Source organism: Streptomyces sp. NPDC048507 (assembly GCF_043199995.1).
Taxonomy (GTDB): domain Bacteria; phylum Actinomycetota; class Actinomycetes; order Streptomycetales; family Streptomycetaceae; genus Streptomyces.
The window spans coordinates 1-19,861 of record NZ_JBICWZ010000008.1; the positions used below are offsets into that span (position 1 = coordinate 1).

Sequence of the window (19,861 nt, forward strand, 5' to 3'; positions counted from 1 at the left end):
CTGCAGGGGGGACCCTGTGGGAGAGTAGGACGCCGCCGAACAATCATTGTGGGAAAGCCCCGCACCAGGTAACTGGTGCGGGGCTTTTCTGCGTTTACGGGCCGTTTACGGGCCTTTCTCGCAGCCGCCGGCCGGAGCCGGGGGCCGGGGTGGGGCCGGACAGGGTTCCACCGTTTACCCGTACGAACCTGCCGGGAACCCGCGCCGGTCGCTCGTAGGCTGGGTGGATGGGCTATGAGCTGGTCATCTTCGACAACGACGGCGTCCTCGTGGACAGCGAGCCGCTCTCCAACACGATCCTCTCCGGGTACCTGACGGAGCTGGGGCATCCCACCTCCTATGAGGAGTCACTGCGGGACTACATGGGGGCCGCGGTGCACCGGGTGCACGATCTGGTCTTCGAGCGGAGCGGGCAGCGGCTGCCCGAGGAGTTCGACCACACCCTCCAGGAGCGGGTCTCCGCCGCCTTCGCCCGGGAGCTGAAGCCGGTCCCCGGGGTGACCGAGGTACTCGCCGAGCTGTCCGCGCAGGGGGTGCCGTACTGCCTGGCCTCCTCCGGCACCCACGAACGGATCCGCGTCGGGCACCGCAGCGCGGGGCTGGGGGAGTGGTTCGAGGAGGAGTGGATCTTCAGTGCCGAGGACGTCGGCCGGGGCAAGCCGGCGCCGGACCTGTTCCTGCACGCGGCCGACATGATGGGCGTCGCGCCCGCGCGGTGCGTCGTCATCGAGGACAGCCGGCTCGGGGTGGAGGCGGCCCGGGCCGCTGGGATGGACGTGTTCGCGTACACCTCCATGTCTTCGGCCGACGCGCTTGCCGGAGCCACCTCCTACTTCGGGGAGATGAAGGAGCTGTTCCCCCTGCTCGGATTGGGTGTGTGATCGCTCTACCCACCGGTAGCCGGGGGGCCTACGCTGTGCCGCCATGACAGTTGACGTGCGGCTGCGGCGCGGGCGTGGTGCCCTCGGGTTCAGCTTCTTCGCGCAGGGCGTCGCCTTCGCCCTGCTGGTGACCCGGATCCCGGCCATCCAGGACCAGTACGGGATATCCGACGGGCTGCTGCCCGCCTTCCTCGCCGCCGTGCCGGTCCTCGCAGGGGTGTCGAGCGTCGCCACCGAGCACCTCGTGAAGCGGATCGCGCCGAGCACGGTGCTGCGGTGGGCGCAGCCCGTCGTCCTGCTGGCCCTCCTCGGTGTCGGGGCGGGCAGCCGGATGTGGCACGTCGCGGTGGCGCTCGGGGTGTTCGGGCTGGCGGTGGGGGCGCTGGACGCCTCGATGAACATGCTGGGGGTCAGCCTCCAGCGGGCGTACGGGCGGAGCATCATGCTCGGCTTCCACGCCGCCTACAGCCTCGGCGGGATCCTGGGGGCCTCGGCGGCCTGGGTGGGGGCGCACTGGCACCTCTCGCTGTTCACCGGCTACCTGCCCGCCGTGGTGGTGCTGTTGCCGGTGGCGCTGGTGGGCAGCCGGTTCTACGCGGACTCCGAGCCCGGCGGTGCCGGGGAGGAGGCCGGGGGCTGGCCGGCGAAGGGCGGGAAGCTGCTGCTGCCGCTGTGCGTGGTGATGGCGTGCGCGTACATCGGGGACTCGACGGTGGCGAACTGGAGTGCCAAGTACCTCCAGGACGTGCTGGGCAGCTCCGAGCAGCTGGCGACCGTCCCGTACAACGTCTACATGGTGACGACCCTGATCGGGCGGGCCGTGGGGGACCTCGGGGTGCGCCGGTTCGGTGCGGTGGCCGTGGTGCGGACCGGGACGGTGGTGGCGGCCGGCGGGTTCGCGGTGGTGGCCTCCGCGCCGGGGGCGTGGACGGGGATGCTGGGCTTCACGCTGCTGGGGATCGGGCTGTGCGTGATCGTGCCGCAGACCTTCGCCGCCGCGGGGAGGCTGTTCCCCGGGGCCTCGGACACGGCGGTGGCACGGCTGAACATCTTCAACTACGTCGGGTTCCTGATCGGTTCGCCGCTCGTCGGGGGCATCGGGGACGCCTGGAGCTACCGGGGTGCGATGCTCGTGCCGATGGTGCTCGTGCTGGTGACGCTCTTCCAGGCCCGCTCGTTCGGCGCGGACCGGGCCCGATACGGTGTCGGGCATGAGCGGCGAGCCGGTGACCGGGTTGTTGATGTGGGACGAGGCGGTAACGGGGTATGACTTCGGACCGAGCCATCCGATGGACCCGGTGCGCCTGGCGCTGACCATGGGGCTGGTCCGGGCCTTCGGGCTGGACCGGGCGATGGAGGTGCGGGCGGGGCGCGCGGCCGGCGATTCGACGCTGCGGCTGGTGCACCGCGAGGACTACGTGGCGGCCGTGCGCGAGGTGTCGGCCGATCCGGGGGCCGCCGACGGCTCGTACGGGCTCGGGACCGTCGACGATCCGGCCTTCCACGGGATGCACGAGGCCTCGGCGCTGATCGCGGGGCAGTCGGTGGCCGGGGCGGAGGCCGTCTGGCGCGGTGAGGCGGAACACGCGGTGAACTTCGCGGGCGGGCTGCACCACGCGATGCCGGGCGGCGCGGCCGGGTTCTGCGTGTACAACGACGCGGCGCTGGCCGTCGCCCGGCTGCTGGAGCTGGGGGCCGAGCGGGTCGCGTACGTGGACGTGGACGTCCACCACGGGGACGGCGTGCAGGCGGCGTTCTGGGACGATCCGCGCGTCCTGACGGTGTCGCTGCACGAGCACCCGCGGACGCTGTTCCCGCAGACGGGCTGGCCGGAGGAGACGGGCGGGCCCGGGGCGGAGGGCTCGGCGGTGAACGTGGCGCTGCCCGCCGGGACGGGTGACGAGGGCTGGCTGCGGGCCTTCCACGCGACGGTGCCGGAGCTGCTGGCGGACTTCCGGCCACAGGTGCTGGTCACCCAGCACGGGGCGGACACGCACTTCGAGGACCCCCTCGCGCACCTGGCGGTGTCGCTGGACGCGCAGCGGGCGGTCCAGGAGGCCTGCCACCGGCTGGCGCACACGTACGCGGACGGGCGGTGGCTCGCGCTGGGCGGTGGCGGGTACGCGGTGGTGGACGTCGTACCGCGCTCGTGGACGCACCTGGTGGGCATCGCGGCGCACCGGCCGGTGGATCCGGCGGCGGCGGTGCCGCGGGAGTGGCTCGACCTGGTGTACGCGCGGACGCGGCAGCCGGGGCCGGCGCGGATGACGGACGGGCGTGACGCGCGGTGGCGGGAATGGGAGGCCGGGTACGATCCGGCGGACCGTACGGATCAGGCCGTTCTGGCGACCCGGCGGGCGGTGTTCCCGTTGCGGGGGATGCTGGTGTGACGATGCATCATTACGCCAACGGTGGGGCTGTTTCCCGGATGTGATGAGGCGCCAGGTCCGGTGCGGCAGCATCGGAGGGTGTTGACCACCGGCGCGCTGCGTGCGCATCTGCTGGCCGCCCGGTTGGCCGGGCCCGTCGCCACGTCGAGGGAGTCGAGCCTGCGCAGTTACCGGCTGTTCGCGGCGCGGGACCCGCGGCTGCTGCTGGGGCTGGACCCGGAGCGGGGGTGGGGCGAGGGTGAACTGCTGGGGCTGATGGCGTCCAAGTGCGGTGTCTCGGCGGATCCGGCGCACGTCAGGGGTCCGGATGTGATCGACCCGGAGCGGACGGTGGCGGCCCTGGGGGCGTTCGCGGAGCGGCTGGGGGCGGCGGCCGGGGCGCGGTCGCCCGTGTTGTTCGGCACGGGTCATCCGCACCGTCTCCTGGAGTTCTACGCCTCTTTGGCCCGGGCGCTGTCGGCGGCGGGATGTGTTGTCCTCACTCCGGCGCAGGGGGTCGGTGTCGACATGGCGACCCGGTTCGGCGTACGGCCGCACCGCATCGATTACGTACGGGGAGTCGCACTGGTGCGGGAGGGCGGCGCGCGGTCGGCCGCGTGTGCCCCCGGCGCACACTCCCATTCGCCCCTGCCGGTTCGGATGGCGCTCGGGGCACTGGCGGAGGCCGGCGACCCGCTGCCGGAATTGGTGGTGGGGGACCACGGATGGGTCTGCGGTGCAGGTCAGCTGGGTGTGGAGGCCATCGGGCTGGCGGATACGGACGATCCCGCGCTGTTCGTCGGCGAGGCCGAGGGGCGGGTCGCGGTGACGGTTCCGCTTGATGACGGGGTGCGCTCGGATTACTACAGACCGCTGATCCGGTACGTGTTGCACCGTGCGCGGCTGCCGGGGCGTCAGGAGTGGCCGTAGCTCCTCTTCCCCACTCGTATCACACGCCCCTACTCTGGGAGTGAGCGTGCGACGACGAGGAGTAACCGGAGGGGAAGCCGGTGCCCGTCAGGCGCGGAAGGTCAAGGTGGGTGTCATGGCTGCTGGCGAGAGGCCTCTCAGCGAGGTTCAGTTCCTGACCGTGGCGGAGGTCGCCTCGGTGATGCGAGTGTCGAAGATGACCGTGTACCGCCTGGTGCACAACGGTCATCTGCCCGCGATCCGGGTGGGCCGGTCCTTCCGGGTCCCCGAAAACGCGGTCCACGAGTACCTCCGCGAGTCGTATGTGGGGGTGGAATCGGCCTGAGACTGACCCTGCGGGCCCTCGGATTACAAGCTCAGAGCTCGGGACGGTAGGCTAGGCCGACGTAGGTCGTGTGGGCCCCGACGCCCCGCACCGAATGAAGAGAAGTGAGCGAGGGTAGTCGTGGGCTCTGTTATCAAGAAGCGGCGCAAGCGGATGGCTAAGAAGAAGCACCGCAAGCTGCTCAAGCGCACCCGCGTCCAGCGCCGTAACAAGAAGTAAACGGCAGCTGTACGTGTTCTCCGCAGCCCCTCCACCATCCTGGTGGAGGGGCTGCGGTGCAGCCGGGGTACTTCTTCGAGGGAGGCGCTGAGCTCGTGGGGAAGGTCGTGCTCGTCACCGGGGCTGCCCGGCAGCTGGGGGGCCGCTTCGTGCGCCGCATCCAGCGCGACCCGGACGTGGAGCGGGTGATCGCGGTCGACGCGGTGAGCCCGCCGCACCGGCTCGGTTCGGCGGAGTTCGTGCGCGCGGACATCAGGCAGTCGGGCATCGTGCGCGTGCTCGCGGAGCACGCCGTGGACACGGTGGTCCACCTGGCCGTGACGGGCGGCGCCGCGGGAGCGCCCGGCGGGCGCAGCACCGTCAAGGAAACGAACGTCATCGGGACGATGCAGCTCCTCGGGGCCTGCCAGAAGTCGCCGACGGTGCGCCGGGTCGTCGTGAAGTCGAGCACGAGCGTGTACGGGGGCACCTCGCGGGACCCCGCCGTGTTCACGGAGACGACCCAGCCGAAGTCGCTGCCGGCCGCCGGCTTCGCGAAGGACGCCGCGGAGGTCGAGGGCTACGTACGGGGCTTCGCGCGCAGGCGGCCGGACGTGGCGGTGTGCGTGCTGCGCTTCGCGAACATCCTGGGGCCGTACGCGGATTCGGCGTTGGCGGAGTACTTCTCGATGCCGGTGATCCCCACGGTGCTCGGGTACGACCCCCGGCTGCAGTTCGTCCACGAGGACGACGTGGTGGACGTGCTCCGGCTGGCGGCCGGGGAGCCGCGGCGGGGGACGCTGAACAGCGGGACGTTCAACATCGCGGGGGACGGGGTGCTGCTGCTGTCGCAGTGCTCGCGCAGGCTGGGCCGGCCGACGGTGCCGCTGCTGCTGCCCGCGGTGACGTGGGTGGGCTCGGCGTTGCGCACCGTCGGGGTGACGGACTTCTCGCCGGAGCAGATCAGGCTGCTGACGCACGGGCGGGTCGTGGAGACCGCGCAGATGCGGGACACCCTGGGGTTCCGGCCGATGTACACGACCGTGGAGACCTTCGCCGATTTCGCGCGGAGCCGCGGGGAGGGGCTGCTGCCGGCGGACCGGGTCGACCGGGCCGTGCGGCGGGTGGCCTCCGTGCTGGGGGTGGAGGACCCGAAGGTGAACGGGCCGGTCGCCGGTGCGGGCGCCGGTGTGGACGAGGGAGCGCAGCGATAGTGGCGGACGCCAAGGTCATTCCGTTCGACGAGGACCGGCCGCGCCGGCGGGGCGCGCCCCGGAAGGTGCGCGCGGTGCCGGCGCCCGCGGAGGCCGTTGAGCCGGCGGGTCCCGTGGACGGGCCGGTGCCCGTTCCCGTTCCCGCGCCGGCGCCGCCGGGTGACGGCTGGGACCGGCGGATCGCGGGCGGGCTGGCGTTCCTGCGGCGGCGGATCACCGGGGAGTACGAGGTCGACGACTTCGGCTACGACAAGGAGCTGACGGACCAGGTCCTGATGTCGCTGCTGCGGCCGGTGTACGACAAATACTTCCGGGTGGAGGTCAAGGGGATCGAGAACATCCCCAAGGAGGGCGGCGCGCTGATCGTGGCGAACCACTCGGGGACGCTCCCGCTGGACGGGCTGATGCTCCAGGTGGCCGTCCACGACCAGCACCCGGCGGAGCGGCACCTGCGGCTGCTGGCGGCGGACCTGGTGTTCATGCTGCCGGTGGTGAACGAGATCGCCCGCAAGGCCGGGCACACCCTGGCGTGCGCGGAGGACGCGCAGCGGCTGCTGGAGGCGGGCGAGCTCGTCGGGGTGATGCCGGAGGGCTTCAAGGGGATAGGGAAGCCGTTCGGCGAGCGGTACAAGCTCCAGCGGTTCGGGCGGGGCGGGTTCGTCTCGACGGCGCTGCGGGCGGGAACTCCGATCGTGCCGTGTTCGATCGTGGGGGCGGAGGAGATCTACCCGATGATCGGGAACGCGAAGACCCTGGCGCGGTTGCTGGGGTTGCCGTACTTCCCGGTGACGCCGACGTTCCCGTGGCTGGGTCCGCTGGGGGCGGTGCCGCTGCCGACGAAGTGGACGATCCAGTTCGGGGAGCCGATCCCGACGGACGGCTACGCGCCGGAGGCGGCGGAGGACCCGATGCTGATGTTCAACCTCACGGACCAGGTCCGGGAGCAGATCCAGCACACGCTGTACAAGCTGCTGGTGCAGCGGCGGTCGGTCTTCTTCTGACGGGGCGCCCCGTGGCGTCCGGGCGGAAGCGAGCGTGGGCGGACGTGCGCAGACGTGAGCGGGGGCCGCGCGGTGCGCGGCCCCCGCTGTGCGTCGGCTACTGGCCGGCGTCCTCCGCGTTGAGGCCCAGGCCCGGGAGGAGACCCGGGAGGAGCGGCGGGAGGGTGATGTCCGGCTGCGGGAAGTCCGGGGTCGCCGCGGACGGCGGTGCGGACTGGCCCGGGGCCGGGGGGTGGAGCAGGTCGCCGGCTCCGCCGAGGAGCCCGCCGCCCGTACCGGGAGCCGTGGGGCGGCTGCCGGAGGGGCTGGGGGCGGCCGGGGGAGCGGCCTGGGAGGGCGCGCCCGGCTGCGCCGAGGGCTGGTGCTTGCCCGTCGCCGGGGTGCTGGGCTTGGCGGGGGCGCCCGAGCCGCGCGTCTGCTCCGGGGGTTTGGGCAGCAGGCCCTGGAGCGGCGCCACGTCATCGTCTATGGCCTGGAACACCGACTCGACCTCGCCCCCGACGTCGGTGAGCTGCGCCGGGAGCTTCTCCCGGAGGCGGCCCCACGCGTCGCGGTGGGAGCGGGAGAACGAGGACAGCGTCTGGATCGGGCCGAGCGATCCGTCCCGTTCGTACGCCGCCTGGAGCAGCCGGTGGCCCTCCGCGGCGTCGTGCTTCATGCCCGCGAGGGCGCGGCGGATCGCGCCCAGGGACTCGTGGTCCAGTACGCCCGTACGGCCGCGCTCCATGAGCCTGCGCGCCTCCGACAGCCGGTTCGAGGCCTGGTCCAGGTAGAGCTCGCCCCGGTCCGCGTCCTCGTCGGCCATGCCCAGCTTCAGGTCCTCCATGCCCCGCTTGATGGGGTAGAGGGAGTCACCCGGCAGGGCGTCGGTGCTGGCAGCGGCCACTCCGCTGAAGGCCCCTGCGGCCACACCCACGGTGAGGCCCCCCGCTGCGATGCCCTTGGACCAGCGGGAGCGGGGCCGCAATTTCCGGAGCGAGGTCGCCCGGTGGGCGCCGCGGCCGGTCCGCTGTTCGGGCACCAGAGGGTCCGAGGCGGCACCGCCCCCGGCCCTCTCCTCCATCACCATGGCCTCCATGGCGGCAATGAGCTGGGCTCTTTGCACCACTTTGACCTCGGGGTCCAGCACCGGGCGCGGCATTCTTTCGCCGAGTACGCTCGCCAGGGCCAACAACCGGTCGTGGTCGGCAGGTTCGGCAGGTGCCTCGGACTGCTCGGCCGCCGGGTCCGGTTCCGAAAGGTCGGACAGGGTCCGATCCTCCAGGGCCTGGGCGAAGGCGTTCGCCCGCCGGTGCGGAGTAACGTTCGCGATCACTGGCGGCACCTCCTCTCGTCATGACGATCGACTCCCCACGGTGTCCGGAAGGTTGCCTTCCTTGAGCACATCCACACTTTCGAGTGAGCGGCTTCGGGCAGGGCGTGTCCAAAGGGAGCCTGCATCCCGCACAACGAGCGGCGCGGCACTTGGGTTACGGACGAAGGATGATCGGACCACAGCGTCATCGAGGGGTCACCGGTCGTGGGTGTGGGGTCGTGTTGTCGGGTCGGGGCCGGGCTGTCCGGTGGAGGCGGTCAGCGGGCGTCGTCCGGCAGCAGGCGGGCCAGGGTGCGGACGGCCCGGTACTGGAGGGTTTTGATGGCCCCCTCGTTCTTCCCCATGACCCGGGCGGTCTCGGCGACCGACAGGCCCTGGAGGAAGCGCAGGGTGACGCACTCCTGCTGCTGCGGGTTGAGTTTGCGTACGGCTTCGAGCAGCGCCGCGTTGGAGAGCGACTCCAGGACGGAGTCCTCGGGGCTGCGCTCCACCTCGTTGGCGTCGAGCATCTCGCCGGTGGTGACCTCCAGGCGGAAGCGGCTGGACTTGAAGTGGTCCGCCACCAGGTTCCGCGCGATGGTCACCAGCCAGGCGCCGAAGTCACGGCCCTGCCAGGTGAAGGTGGAGATGCGGCGCAGCGCGCGCAGGAAGGTCTCACTGGTGAGGTCCTCCGCGGTCGCCTTGCCGCCGACGCGGTAGTAGATGTAGCGGTACACCGTGTCGCTGTACTGGTCGTAGAGGCGGCCGAAGGCCTCGGCCTCGCCGGCCTGGGCTCGTTCGACCAGGTCCATCATGCGGGCCTGGTCGCTGTCCGCGGTGGGGCGGCGGGCCGCGGGCGTGGTGGTGCCGGCGGTGGCGGCCGGGCTCGCGCCCGATCGACCGCGTCTGCCCACCGTCGCTCCGCCGTCGGTCAGGGCATAGCAAGGGCCGGCCGGGCCGAGTCCGGCGGGGACCGCGGCGGCGAGGGCGGGGACGGCGTACGCGGTGGGGACGAAGCCGCGCAGGAGGTCGAGGACCGTTGCGCGCAGCGTAGCCAGGCCCGAGGCGTCAACCCCGACAGGTGGGTACACGGGACTCCCAGAGGCAGAGCTTCCATCACGTGCAGTGCGGGACCGTTCACCCGTCGTGGCGACAGATGGGCGGTGGCATGCGTTTGAGGAGAATAACGCTTCGTACAGGCAGCGCTACACCCAGTTGCTGAAATCACCGGTTCCGACACTTCTGTTGCGTGTCGAGGGCATATTCAGGCCCAGTTGGTGATCGCTTCCTGATCACATGGGTGCACGGAATGGACGCTTCCACGGTGGCTCGCGACCGAGTCGGGCAGGCCGGAGTGCCGCGCCGACGGCGCGGGTAAGGGTGGGGGAATGTGCGCCGGGGGGCCCGTCGCGGGGCCGCGGCCCGGCGTTCCTACTTGCGGCGCCGGTGCAGGGCGATCGCGGCGGCCGCGCCGCCCGCCAGGGCGCCGACTCCGGCGGCGGCCGGGACGCCGACCTTCACGGCCTTGCGGCCGGTCCGATAGTCGCGCAGCCGCCAGTCGTTGGCCCGCGCATGCTTGCGCAGTTTCGTATCGGGATTGATCGCGTACGGATGTCCGACCAGCGACAGCATCGGGATGTCGTTGTGCGAATCGCTGTACGCGGCGCAGCGTTCCAGGTCGAGGTCCTCGGCGGCGGCCAGCGCGCGCACCGCCTCCGCCTTGGCGGGGCCGTGCAGGGGTTCGCCGACCAGGCGGCCGGTGTAGATCCCGTCCACGGACTCGGCGACGGTGCCGAGGGCCCCGGTGAGGCCGAGGCGGCGGGCGATGATCGTGGCCGTCTCGACGGGGGCGGCGGTGACCAGCCACACCTTCTGGCCGGCGTCGAGGTGGGCCTGGGCGAGCGCGCGGGTGCCCGGCCAGATGCGCTCGGCCATGTACTCGTCGTAGATCTCCTCGCCGATGGACATCAGCTCGGAGACCTTGTGGCCCTTGACGATGGACAGGGCGCTGTCGCGGGCGTCCTGCATGTGCTCGGGGTCCTCGACGCCGGCGAGCCGGAACCAGGCCTGCTGCCAGGCGAAGCGGGCCAGTTCGCGGCGCCGGAAGAACTCGCGCTTGTAGAGGCCGCGGCCGAAGTGGAAGATCGCGGCGCCCTGCATGACGGTGTTGTCGAGATCGAAGAACGCGGCGGCGAGGTCGTCCCCGGGGACGGGGAACTCCGGCTCGGGGGAGTCCTCTGGGACCTCGGCGGGCTCGGCGGGCCGCACGGGGCGTCCGGCGCCGCCGGCGGCGGACGCGAGGTCGAGCGGGGCCGTCTCGGGCACGGCCGCGTCCTGCGGCGGGGCGGTGTGAGGTGGGGCTTCGGCCTGCGCGCTCTTGCGGGCGGCCTCGGCCGAGGCCTCGCCTGCCAGCACGCTCCGCGCGGTGGCGGAGCGCCTACGGGGGGTGAGCCATCCCAGAGCGGCCATGACGCGAGCATAGCCATTGTGTTCGGGACTTCCCGAACCGCAGGGAGGCGGAGCGGTTAACTCTTCGGGCGCGCCCGTCTCGCGCGGGACAATGAGGTCATGAGTCCTTTGCTGCGCCGTAAGGAAAAGAAGAGTCCGGGGGAGCGGATGGTCACGCTCATCGGGAAGCCGGGGTGCCACCTGTGCGACGACGCCCAGGCGGTCGTCGAAACGGTCTGTGCCGAAACAGGGGCACAGTGGGAGAAGAAGGACATTTCGCAGGACGAGGAGCTCCATCGGCTGCACTGGGAGCAGATTCCGGTGGTGCTCGTCGACGGTGAACAGCACACCTTCTGGAGGGTGAACCCGGACCGGTTGCGCCGCGCATTGGGAGCCTGACCGATTCGCCCGTTACCATCATGGGCGATTTATGGGGACTCGGGGGCGTATCGATGAGGAGTGTGTACCGCTTTGCCCCCCTCGGGATTTGAACGGGTTCGGCCCGTTCCCGGCCCGGGCCCTGCCTGCCCACCCCGCGTGACCCCGGTCACTTTGCTCGGACAAAGCGGACACAATCTTTGTGCACGCGTTCACAAAGACATAGCCTGCATTCGACGGGGCGGTCCTGGGACAAGTGGCCGCCTGCAGCCCCGCTCATCCCGCAGGAGCATCGTGGCAACTGGCCGAACTCACCGACCGGCGACCCGCAGCCGAGGTATTCCCGAGGCCACTGTCGCCCGGCTTCCGCTGTACCTGCGCGCCCTCACCGCGCTCTCCGAGCGATCGGTGCCCACGGTGTCCTCCGAGGAGCTCGCGACCGCCGCCGGGGTCAACTCGGCGAAGCTGCGCAAGGACTTCTCGTACCTCGGTTCCTACGGGACCCGCGGCGTCGGTTACGACGTCGAGTACCTCGTCTACCAGATCTCCCGCGAACTCGGCCTCACCCAGGACTGGCCGGTCGTCATCGTCGGCATCGGCAACCTCGGCGCCGCGCTCGCCAACTACGGCGGCTTCGCCTCCCGCGGGTTCCGGGTGGCCGCGCTGATCGACGCCGACCCCGCGATGGCCGGCAAGCCGGTCGCCGGGATGCCGGTGCAGCACACCGATGACCTGGAGAAGATCATCGAGGAGAACGGCGTCTCGATCGGGGTCATCGCGACCCCGGCCGGCGCCGCGCAGCAGGTGAGCGAGCGGCTCATCGCCGCCGGTGTCACCTCCATCCTGAACTTCGCGCCGACCGTGCTGCAGGTGCCGGACGGCGTCGACGTGCGCAAGGTCGACCTGTCCATCGAGCTCCAGATCCTGGCCTTCCACGAGCAGCGCAAGGCGGGCGAGGAAGCCGCCGCCGCCGGTGCGGCCGCGGGCGGCGCGGGGGTCGTGCCGGAGCCGGCCGCCGGTACGGGCTCCGTGCCCGTTGCCGCCGCCCCGTCGCCGGCCGGGCGGACCGTCCCGGCGGCCGCCGCCGCGCGCAAGGGCGGGCCCGAGGGTGAGGCCCCGGCGGTGATGCCGGCATGAGCCTGCTCGTCGTTGGCCTCAGTCACCGCAGCGCGCCGGTGAGCGTGCTGGAGCGGGCCTCGCTGTCCGCCGACGCCAAGGTCAAGCTGCTGCACGACACGCTCGCCGCCGAGCCGGCGGCCGAGGCGGCCGTGCTGGCCACCTGCAACCGGATCGAGCTGTACGCCGACGTGGACAAGTTCCACGCCGGTGTCGCCGAGCTGTCCACGCTGCTGGCCCAGCACAGCGGCGTCGCGCTGGAGGAGCTCACCCCGTACCTGTACGTGCACTACGAGGACCGGGCGGTGCACCACCTGTTCTCGGTGGCGTGCGGGCTGGACTCGATGGTCGTCGGCGAGGGCCAGATCCTCGGGCAGATCAAGGACGCGCTCGCGCTGGGGCAGGAGCTCCACACCGCCGGGCGGCTGATCAACGACCTCTTCCAGCAGGCGCTGCGGGTCGGCAAGCGGGCGCACTCCGAGACCGGGATCGACCGGGCCGGGCAGTCGCTGGTGACCTTCGGGCTGGAGCAGCTCGCCGGGCACGGGACGCCGGTCGCGCGGTGGGCCGCGGGCAAGCGGGCGCTGGTGATCGGGGCCGGATCGATGTCCTCGCTCGCCGCGGCGACGCTGGCGCGGGTGGGCGTCGCCGAGATCGTGGTCGCGAACCGGACCGCGGAGCGGGCGGAGCGCCTTGCCGAGATTCTGGTTGCCTCGGGCACCGGTGTGCTGGCGCGGGCCGTCGGCATGTCCGCCGTCACCGCCGAACTGACACGTGTTGACGTGGTCGTCTCCTGTACGGGGGCGACGGGGCTGGTGCTGACCGGCGACGACGTCGCCGCCGCGCTGTCCGACGGCGGCCACGACGGGCCCGGCGCCACCCCGCTCCCGGCCCCCGCCGGTCCGGCGCCGCAGGCCCCGGCCGTCCCGGCCGGGCGGGCCCCGTCCGTCACGGGCGGGGCGCGGGTGCCCACCGCCGACGCGGAGGTCGTGGCGCGGCTGGTGGCCGCCGCCGAGGCCGGGCGGCGGCTGGCCGACGCCGGGGCGGTGCGGACCATCGCGCCCGCCGAGGCCGCAACCGCGCGGGCCCTCGCCGAACCGGACGGCTGCCCGCTCGGGCTGGACGCGCCGGCCGGGGACGGCCGCTCCGCGCTGGCCGGGGTCGACGCCGGATCGCTCGAACTGCACGGGACCTGGGCCGACCAGGGCGAAGCCGCCGCGCAGCGCCAGCCGCGGCGGGCGCACCGCAGCAGCGTCGACGCCGCCGCGGTCCGCCTGGCCCTGCTCGACCTGGCCATGCCCCGTGACATCGACGGCGCCGTGCACCGCATCCCCGGGGTGCGGCTCGTCGACATCGAGAGCCTCGCGGAAGCCTCCGCCGACGCCCCGATGGCCGCCGACGTCGACGCCGTGCGCGGCATCGTCGCCGACGAGGTGGCCGCCTTCGGCGCCGCGCAGCGGGCCGCGCACATCACCCCCACCGTCATCGCCCTGCGGGCGATGGCCGCCGAGGTCGTCGCCATGGAGGTGGCACGGCTCGACGGGCGGGTACCCGACCTCGACGAGCGGCAGCGGGCCGAGGTCACCCAGACCGTGCGCCGCGTCGTCGACAAGCTCCTCCACGCGCCGACCGTGCGCGTCAAGCAGCTCGCGAGCGAGCCCGGCGGCGCCGGGTACGCGGAGGCGCTGCGCGAACTCTTCGACCTCGACCCTCAGACGGTGGCATCCGTCAGCCGGGCGGACGCGGCCGATCCGAAGAACGATGACGACCCAGGACGGGCATCATGAACACACGTCCCGACCAGCCCCTCAGGCTCGGCACGCGGCGCAGCAAGCTGGCCATGTCCCAGTCCGGGCACGTCGCCGAGGCCGTACGGGCGATCACCGGCCGGCCGGTGGAGCTCGTGGAGATCACGACCTACGGTGACGTCTCCCGCGAGCACCTCGCGCAGATCGGCGGCACCGGGGTGTTCGTCACCGCGCTGCGCGACGCGCTGGTGCGCGGCGAGGTCGACTTCGCCGTGCACTCGCTGAAGGACCTGCCGACCGCGCAGCCCGACGAGCTGGTCATCGCGGCCATGCCGAAGCGGGAGGACCCGCGCGACGCGCTCGTCGCCCGCGACGGGCTGACCTTCGAGCAGCTGCCCGACGGCGCCCGCGTCGGCACCGGTTCGCCGCGCCGCACGGCGCAGCTGCACGCCTACGCCCGCAACCTGGGCAAGCGGATCGAGACCGTCGCGATCCGCGGCAACGTCGACACGCGCATCGGGTTCGTGCGCGACGGGGAGCTGGACGCGGTCGTGCTGGCCGCCGCCGGGCTGAACCGGATCGGCCGCGGCGACGAGGCGACCGAGCTGCTGTCGGTCGACAGCGTGCTGCCCGCGCCCGGCCAGGGAGCCCTGGCCGTGGAGTGCCTCGCCTCGAACGTGGAACTCGCCGCCGCACTCGGTGAGCTCGACGACCCGCACACGCGGTCCGCCGTGACCGCGGAACGAGCCCTGCTCGCCGCCCTGGAGGCCGGCTGCAGTGCGCCCGTGGGCGCGCTCGCCGACCTTCTGGCCGACGGGCAGATTGTCAATGAAATGCGCCTGCGCGGTGTCGTCGGAACCCTCGACGGAACCACGCTGGTACAGCTGTCCACCACCGGTCCCGTGCCCCAGTCGTACGACGAGGCCATGGCGCTCGGCCGTGAACTCGCGGACGAGATGCTGGCCAAGGGCGCGGCCGGTCTGATGGGGGAGCGATCCCTTTGAACCCCTCAAGCCCCACCACCTCCGCTTTTCCGGTCGTCGCCGCCCAGGGGCTCGTCACCTTCCTCGGTGCCGGCCCCGGCGATCCGGGTCTGCTGACGCTGCGCGCCGTGGAGGCGCTCGCCGGCGCGGACGTACTGATCGCCGAGCCGGAAGTGCTCGACGTCGTACGGACCCACGCGCGCGCGGGCGTCGACACGCCGCAGCTGACGGTCGCTGACGAACTGTCAGCCGCCGCCGGGGTCCCGGTGATCCGCGACGCCGCCAATCTTGTCATGGAGGCCGCGCGCACCGGCAGGCGGGTCGTGCGTGCCGTCACCGGCGACCCGGGGCTCGACGGGAACGCGGCCGCCGAGATGCTGGCCTGCGCCCGCGCGGGGGTCCCCTTCGAGGTGGTGCCCGGTGTCGCGACCGCCGTCGGCGTGCCCGCGTACGCCGGTGTGCCGCTGCGCGGCGAGCAGGGCGCGGACGTCCGCTTCGTGGACGCCCGGCACGCCTCGCAGCGCTGCTGGAGCGAGGTCGGTGCCAGTGACGGCAGCGTCGTCGTCTCCGCGACCCTGGAGACCGTCGCGGCCGCGGCCGCCGAGCTGGTCTCGGCGGGCCGCAAGCCGGAGACCCCGCTGTCGGTGACCGTCGGCGGCACGACGACCCGCCAGCGCACCTGGACCGCGACCCTGGGCACCATCGCCCAGGTGTTCAAGCAGGGCAAGGTGCTCCCCTCGCCCGAGGGCGCGCGGCCCGTCATAGCCGTGGTCGGTGAGCAGGGCGCCGCCGCGCGGCGCGAGGAGATGGCCTGGTTCGAGTCGAAGCCGCTGTTCGGCTGGCGGGTCCTCGTACCGCGTACGAAGGAGCAGGCCGCCTCGCTCTCCGACCAGCTGCGCTCGTACGGCGCGGTGCCGCACGAGGTGCCGACCATCGCCGTGGAGCCGCCGCGCACCCCGCAGCAGATGGAGCGGGCGGTCAAGGGCCTGGTCACGGGCCGCTACGAGTGGATCGCCTTCACCTCGGTCAACGCGGTCAAGGCGGTGCGGGAGAAGTTCGAGGAGTACGGGCTCGACGCGCGCGCCTTCGCGGGCATCAAGGTCGCCGCGGTCGGCGAGCAGACCGCGGCCGCGCTGGTCGAGTTCGGCGTGAAGCCGGACCTGGTGCCGAGCGGCGAGCAGTCGGCCGCCGGGCTGCTGGAGGACTGGCCGCCCTACGACCCGGTCTTCGACCCGATCGACCGCGTCTTCCTGCCGCGCGCCGACATCGCCACCGAGACGCTGGTGGCCGGGCTGATCGAGCTGGGCTGGGAGGTCGACGACGTCACGGCCTACCGGACCGTGCGCGCGTCGCCGCCGCCGGCCGACACCCGTGAGGCGATCAAGGGCGGTGGCTTCGACGCCGTGCTGTTCACGTCGTCGAGCACGGTGCGCAACCTGGTCGGCATCGCGGGCAAGCCGCACAACGTGACCGTCATCGCCTGCATCGGCCCGGCCACGGCCAAGACGGCCGAGGAGCACGGACTGCGGGTCGACGTGCTGTCGCCGGAGCCGAGCGTGGGCAAGCTGGCGGAGGCGCTGGCCGCCTACGGCGAGGCCCGCCGGGACGCGGCGAAGGCCGCGGGCGAGACCGTCGCCCGGCCGAGCGAGCGCCGTCCGGGGGCGCGGCGGCGTCGTACGACGTGAGCGGGTTAGCCGGACCGGCCGGGGGCCGGGTACGCGTACGGGAAAGGGCCCGGGTGCACAGCGCACCCGGGCCCTTCCCCTTTTTTCGGTGGGTCGGGGACGGAGCCGGCCGCCCGCCGGGGGGTTCCTCCGCGTTGTGATCAGCGTCTCATCAGGGGGTCCGGCCCGTTTGGGGGCGCTGTGACCGCGCAGGCGTGAGGGCTGGAACACCCCCGAGGAAAGGACCGTCCATGGCGGCTCTGCGCCCCCCGAAGACGGCCGACCCGGAAGCGGTGAAGCGTCACCCCGGGCTCTTCCGCGCGGTCAGACGACGGCAGAGCCCGCGGCTGCGCCGGACGGACATCACCGTCACGGACGACCGCGCGGTCAAGCGGGCCGTCAAGGCGGCCTCGCTCGGCAACGCCATGGAGTGGTTCGACTTCGGCATCTACTCCTACCTGGCCGTCACCCTGGGGCACGTCTTCTTCCCGTCGGGCAGCGAGAGCACCCAGCTGCTGTCCTCGTTCGCGACGTTCGCCGTTGCCTTCCTGGTGCGGCCGCTCGGCGGGATGTTCTTCGGCCCCCTCGGGGACCGGCTGGGCCGCAAGAAGGTGCTGGCCCTCACCATGATCCTGATGGCGGTGGGCACCTTCGCGATCGGCCTGATCCCCTCGCACGCCACGATCGGCCTGTGGGCGCCCGCCCTGCTGATCTTCTTCCGGATGCTCCAGGGCTTCTCGACCGGCGGGGAGTACGGCGGCGCCTCCACCTTCATCGCCGAGTACGCGCCCGACCGGCGGCGGGGGTTCTTCGGGAGCTTCCTCGAATTCGGCACCCTGGCGGGCTACGTGGGCGCGGCCGGGCTGGTGACCGCGCTGTACGCGGTGCTCGACGACGGCCAGATGGAGGCCTGGGGCTGGCGGGTCCCCTTCCTCATCGCCGGGCCACTCGGCCTGGTGGGCCTGTACCTGCGGTTGCGGCTGGACGAGACGCCGGCCTTCCAGAAGCTGGAGGGCGGCACCGCCCAGGCCTCCGAGGCGGCCGACGGCGTGGAGACGATCCGCAAGGGCGACCTCGCCCGGATCTTCCGCGAGCAGTGGCCGGCGCTGCTCCTGTGCAGCTGCCTCGTCGGCGCCTACGGCATCACCGACTACATGGTGCTCTCGTACCTGCCGACCTACCTCTCGGACGAGCTGGGCTACAGCGAGACGCACGGCCTGCTCATCCTGCTCGCGGTGATGGTGTTCCTGATGCTGCTCATCAGCCGGGTCGGGGCGCTGTCCGACCGCTTCGGCCGCAAGCCCGTGCTGATGGCGGGCATGGCGGGGTTCCTCGTGCTCTCGCTCCCGGCGTTCCTGCTGATCGGGCAGGGCAGCATCGCGGCGGTCACCGCCGGGGTGCTGATGCTCGGCCTGTCGCTGCTCTGCCTGCTCGGCACGATGTCGGCCGCGCTCCCGGCCCTCTTCCCCACCGAGGTCCGCTACGGCTCGCTGTCCGTGGGCTACAACCTCGCGACGTCGCTCTTCGGCGGGACGACCCCGCTGGTGATCACCGCCCTGATCGGCTGGACCGGGTCGAGCCTGATGCCCGCCTACTACGCGATGGGCGCGGCCCTGGTCGGCCTCGTCGCGGTGGCGTGCATGAAGGAGACCGCCCGCCTGCCCCTCGACGGGTCGCCGCCGGCGGTCGAGACCCACGAGGAAGCGGCCGAACTGTGCGCGGCCCAGTCCCCGGGCCCGCGGTTCTGAGCGAGCCGGCCCACCCCCGTCACTCTAGGAACGCACCCAGCCGGTGAGTCCGGCCCAGGCGGCGGGGGCGAGGGCCAGGGCCGGGCCGTCGGTGACCTTGGAGTCGCGGACGTGGACGGTGCCGGCGCGGACGCAGGTGGCGACTTCGACGCAGGCGCCGCCTTCGCTGCCGCTGTAGCTGGACTTGAACCACTTCAGTGGGGTGCTCATGACTCTCCTAGCAACCGGTCCAACAGGTCCTGCGTCTCCGCGAAGTTGAGGGCCTGTGACCGCAGCATCGCATACTTCTGAGTAAGGATGCTGACCTCGTTTGGGTCGCGCACGAGGAAGCTTCGGCGCTGCGTTTCCGAGTAGGCGAGGTGCTGGAACTCGGGGGTTTCCAGCAGGATGAAGGGGCCGTCGAGACCCGCGTGGGCGGTGACGCCCAGGGGCAGTACCTGGAGCGAGACGGTCGGCCGGGCTGCGCAGGCGCGCAGATGACGCAGTTGCTCGCGGTAGACATCGGTGCCGCCGATCCGGTCCCGGAGGGGCGCCTCCCACACGATGAAGCTGAGTGTGGGAGGGACCAACCGGGTCAAGATCTGCTGACGATTGATGCGGTGGGCGGTCTGGCGCTCTATCTTTTCCTCGCCCACGAAGGGGACGCGGCAGCCGAGCACCGCGCGGGCGTAGTTCTCCGTCTGGAGAAGACCGGGCACGGTCAGGGTGTCGTACCAGGACAGGGCGAGGGCCTCCCGCTCCCGTTCCATGTACTCCTCCGCCCAGGCCGGGACCATGTCCACCTCCGGCATCTTGTTCGCCGCGACCGTCAGCAGCCCCGGCAGACCGAGGACCCGGTCCATTTTCTCGGCGACGTTGGGCATGAGGGTCCGTCGGCCCTGTTCGATCGAGGCGACGGTCTCGATGTCCATGTGCAGCGCTTCCGCGAAGGTGCGCTGTGTCATTCCCTTGTCGACACGGGCGGCGGCGACCAGGGCGCCGACCATCTTCATCGCGGTTTCGTTGGGCCGGGGCCTCTTGCGTGGTGGCATGCCTGTGAACTCCCCGAGTACGCACGAGAGATACCGGTACCAACCCGTACTCCTGAGGGAGTACGGGTTACCGGTCTGGCTCACGCTAGTCACGCAACGCGACGATCGCCCCGTGAACGTGGAAATCCATCCGGCCTTGCTGCGTGAGCGGTACTTCCCTCGCAGCCCTCGATCCGTCCGTCCTGCCAGGGAGTTTGCGGCGGAGACACTTCACGCGTGGGGTGTCACACACCGTCGGGACGACCTGTTGCTCTGCGTGAGCGAGCTGGCGACCAACGCCCTGCTGCACGGGGTGCCGCCCGGGCGGTACTACCGGGTGCGGCTGATGCTCTTCGATGGATCCGTCCGGGCCGAGGTGGCCGACAGCGGGGGTGGGCGGCCGCGGATCGCCGACCGGGATGTCGGGGCCGAGGGCGGGCGGGGGCTGCTGCTGGTGGCCGGGGTCGCGGATCGGTGGGGGGTGACGCCGCGCACGCCCGGCAAGGCCGTGTGGTGCGAGTTCGGGGTGGAGGTGGCGGGCCCCTAGGCTTGGG

General features: G+C 72.2%; 20 protein-coding genes. 15 read left to right on the forward strand and 5 right to left on the reverse strand.

Going from position 1 to position 19,861, the window contains the following annotated elements; all coding sequences use genetic code 11:
* Positions 1-227: 227 nt before the first annotated feature.
* The 8 genes from ACGFXC_RS22445 (at position 228) to ACGFXC_RS22480 (ending at position 6,918) form a co-directional block, all read left to right on the forward strand.
* Positions 228-881 (forward strand): HAD family hydrolase, encoded by a 654-nt coding sequence (locus ACGFXC_RS22445; RefSeq protein WP_393715388.1) that lies wholly within the window; start codon positions 228-230, stop codon positions 879-881.
* 43 nt (positions 882-924) lie between these two features.
* On the forward strand, positions 925-2,151 hold the full coding sequence (locus ACGFXC_RS22450) for an MFS transporter (RefSeq protein WP_393715390.1): 1,227 nt from the start codon (positions 925-927) through the stop codon (positions 2,149-2,151).
* A complete protein-coding gene (locus tag ACGFXC_RS22455; protein ID WP_393715868.1) occupies positions 2,123-3,271 on the forward strand; it encodes an acetoin utilization protein AcuC in 1,149 nt (382 codons plus the stop codon). The genes ACGFXC_RS22450 and ACGFXC_RS22455 overlap by 29 nt, the downstream gene beginning before the upstream one ends.
* A gap of 78 nt (positions 3,272-3,349) precedes the next feature.
* Positions 3,350-4,180 carry a phosphatase gene (locus ACGFXC_RS22460; protein ID WP_393715391.1) on the forward strand — a complete coding sequence of 277 codons (831 nt, stop codon included), beginning with the start codon at positions 3,350-3,352 and terminating at the stop codon, positions 4,178-4,180.
* A gap of 115 nt (positions 4,181-4,295) precedes the next feature.
* A complete protein-coding gene (locus tag ACGFXC_RS22465; protein WP_008738568.1) occupies positions 4,296-4,505 on the forward strand; it encodes a helix-turn-helix domain-containing protein in 210 nt (69 codons plus the stop codon).
* A gap of 120 nt (positions 4,506-4,625) precedes the next feature.
* Complete coding sequence (locus tag ACGFXC_RS22470; protein WP_003948845.1) at positions 4,626-4,724, forward strand: 30S ribosomal protein bS22; 99 nt, start codon at positions 4,626-4,628, stop codon at positions 4,722-4,724.
* A 95-nt stretch (positions 4,725-4,819) separates the two neighbouring features.
* Positions 4,820-5,917: an NAD-dependent epimerase/dehydratase family protein gene (locus ACGFXC_RS22475; RefSeq protein WP_393715393.1), complete on the forward strand. Its 1,098-nt coding sequence runs from the start codon at positions 4,820-4,822 to the stop codon at positions 5,915-5,917.
* Positions 5,917-6,918 carry a lysophospholipid acyltransferase family protein gene (locus tag ACGFXC_RS22480; protein ID WP_393715395.1) on the forward strand — a complete coding sequence of 334 codons (1,002 nt, stop codon included), beginning with the start codon at positions 5,917-5,919 and terminating at the stop codon, positions 6,916-6,918. Before ACGFXC_RS22475 ends, ACGFXC_RS22480 begins: the two co-directional genes overlap by 1 nt.
* 97 nt (positions 6,919-7,015) lie before the next feature.
* Here the strand turns inward: ACGFXC_RS22480 and ACGFXC_RS22485 are convergent, their stop codons facing one another.
* The 3 genes from ACGFXC_RS22485 to ACGFXC_RS22495 all read right to left on the reverse strand — a co-directional run bounded on the left by ACGFXC_RS22485 (position 7,016) and on the right by ACGFXC_RS22495 (position 10,681).
* Complete coding sequence (locus ACGFXC_RS22485; RefSeq protein WP_393715397.1) at positions 7,016-8,233, reverse strand: DUF5667 domain-containing protein; 1,218 nt, start codon at positions 8,231-8,233, stop codon at positions 7,016-7,018.
* A 257-nt stretch (positions 8,234-8,490) separates the two neighbouring features.
* Positions 8,491-9,303, reverse strand: coding sequence for an ECF subfamily RNA polymerase sigma factor, BldN family (locus ACGFXC_RS22490; RefSeq protein ID WP_351818143.1), 813 nt, complete (start codon positions 9,301-9,303; stop codon positions 8,491-8,493).
* A 340-nt stretch (positions 9,304-9,643) separates the two neighbouring features.
* Positions 9,644-10,681, reverse strand: a complete 1,038-nt coding sequence (locus tag ACGFXC_RS22495) for an HAD-IB family hydrolase (RefSeq protein ID WP_393715399.1) — start codon at positions 10,679-10,681, stop codon at positions 9,644-9,646.
* A 99-nt stretch (positions 10,682-10,780) separates the two neighbouring features.
* Here ACGFXC_RS22495 and ACGFXC_RS22500 point away from each other — a divergent pair, with 99 nt between their 5' ends.
* The 6 genes from ACGFXC_RS22500 (at position 10,781) to proP (ending at position 18,297) form a co-directional block, all read left to right on the forward strand.
* Positions 10,781-11,059 (forward strand): glutaredoxin family protein, encoded by a 279-nt coding sequence (locus ACGFXC_RS22500; RefSeq protein WP_393715401.1) that lies wholly within the window; start codon positions 10,781-10,783, stop codon positions 11,057-11,059.
* Between the two features lie 273 nt (positions 11,060-11,332).
* Entirely contained in the window at positions 11,333-12,175 is an 843-nt protein-coding gene (locus ACGFXC_RS22505; RefSeq protein ID WP_393715403.1) for a redox-sensing transcriptional repressor Rex, read from the forward strand.
* Positions 12,172-13,941, forward strand: coding sequence for a glutamyl-tRNA reductase (locus ACGFXC_RS22510; RefSeq protein ID WP_393715404.1), 1,770 nt, complete (start codon positions 12,172-12,174; stop codon positions 13,939-13,941). The genes ACGFXC_RS22505 and ACGFXC_RS22510 overlap by 4 nt, the downstream gene beginning before the upstream one ends.
* A complete protein-coding gene (gene hemC / locus ACGFXC_RS22515; protein ID WP_393715406.1) occupies positions 13,938-14,906 on the forward strand; it encodes a hydroxymethylbilane synthase in 969 nt (322 codons plus the stop codon). The genes ACGFXC_RS22510 and hemC overlap by 4 nt, the downstream gene beginning before the upstream one ends.
* Complete coding sequence (locus ACGFXC_RS22520; protein WP_393715408.1) at positions 14,903-16,570, forward strand: uroporphyrinogen-III synthase; 1,668 nt, start codon at positions 14,903-14,905, stop codon at positions 16,568-16,570. The genes hemC and ACGFXC_RS22520 overlap by 4 nt, the downstream gene beginning before the upstream one ends.
* Before the next feature lie 230 nt (positions 16,571-16,800).
* The gene (proP, locus tag ACGFXC_RS22525; RefSeq protein WP_393715410.1) at positions 16,801-18,297 is read left to right on the forward strand and encodes a glycine betaine/L-proline transporter ProP; all 1,497 of its coding nucleotides are present in this window, start codon (positions 16,801-16,803) and stop codon (positions 18,295-18,297) included.
* Positions 18,298-18,321: 24 nt separating this feature from the next.
* On the opposite strand, the gene ACGFXC_RS22530 is transcribed toward proP, so the two are convergent.
* Positions 18,322-18,507 carry a DUF397 domain-containing protein gene (locus ACGFXC_RS22530; RefSeq protein WP_393715412.1) on the reverse strand — a complete coding sequence of 62 codons (186 nt, stop codon included), beginning with the start codon at positions 18,505-18,507 and terminating at the stop codon, positions 18,322-18,324.
* A complete protein-coding gene (locus ACGFXC_RS22535; RefSeq protein WP_393715414.1) occupies positions 18,504-19,328 on the reverse strand; it encodes a Scr1 family TA system antitoxin-like transcriptional regulator in 825 nt (274 codons plus the stop codon). The genes ACGFXC_RS22530 and ACGFXC_RS22535 overlap by 4 nt, the downstream gene beginning before the upstream one ends.
* Between ACGFXC_RS22535 and ACGFXC_RS22540 the strand changes: the two genes are divergently transcribed.
* Entirely contained in the window at positions 19,327-19,854 is a 528-nt protein-coding gene (locus tag ACGFXC_RS22540) for an ATP-binding protein (protein ID WP_393715416.1), read from the forward strand. The genes ACGFXC_RS22535 and ACGFXC_RS22540 overlap by 2 nt on opposite strands.
* Positions 19,855-19,861: the final 7 nt, after the last annotated feature.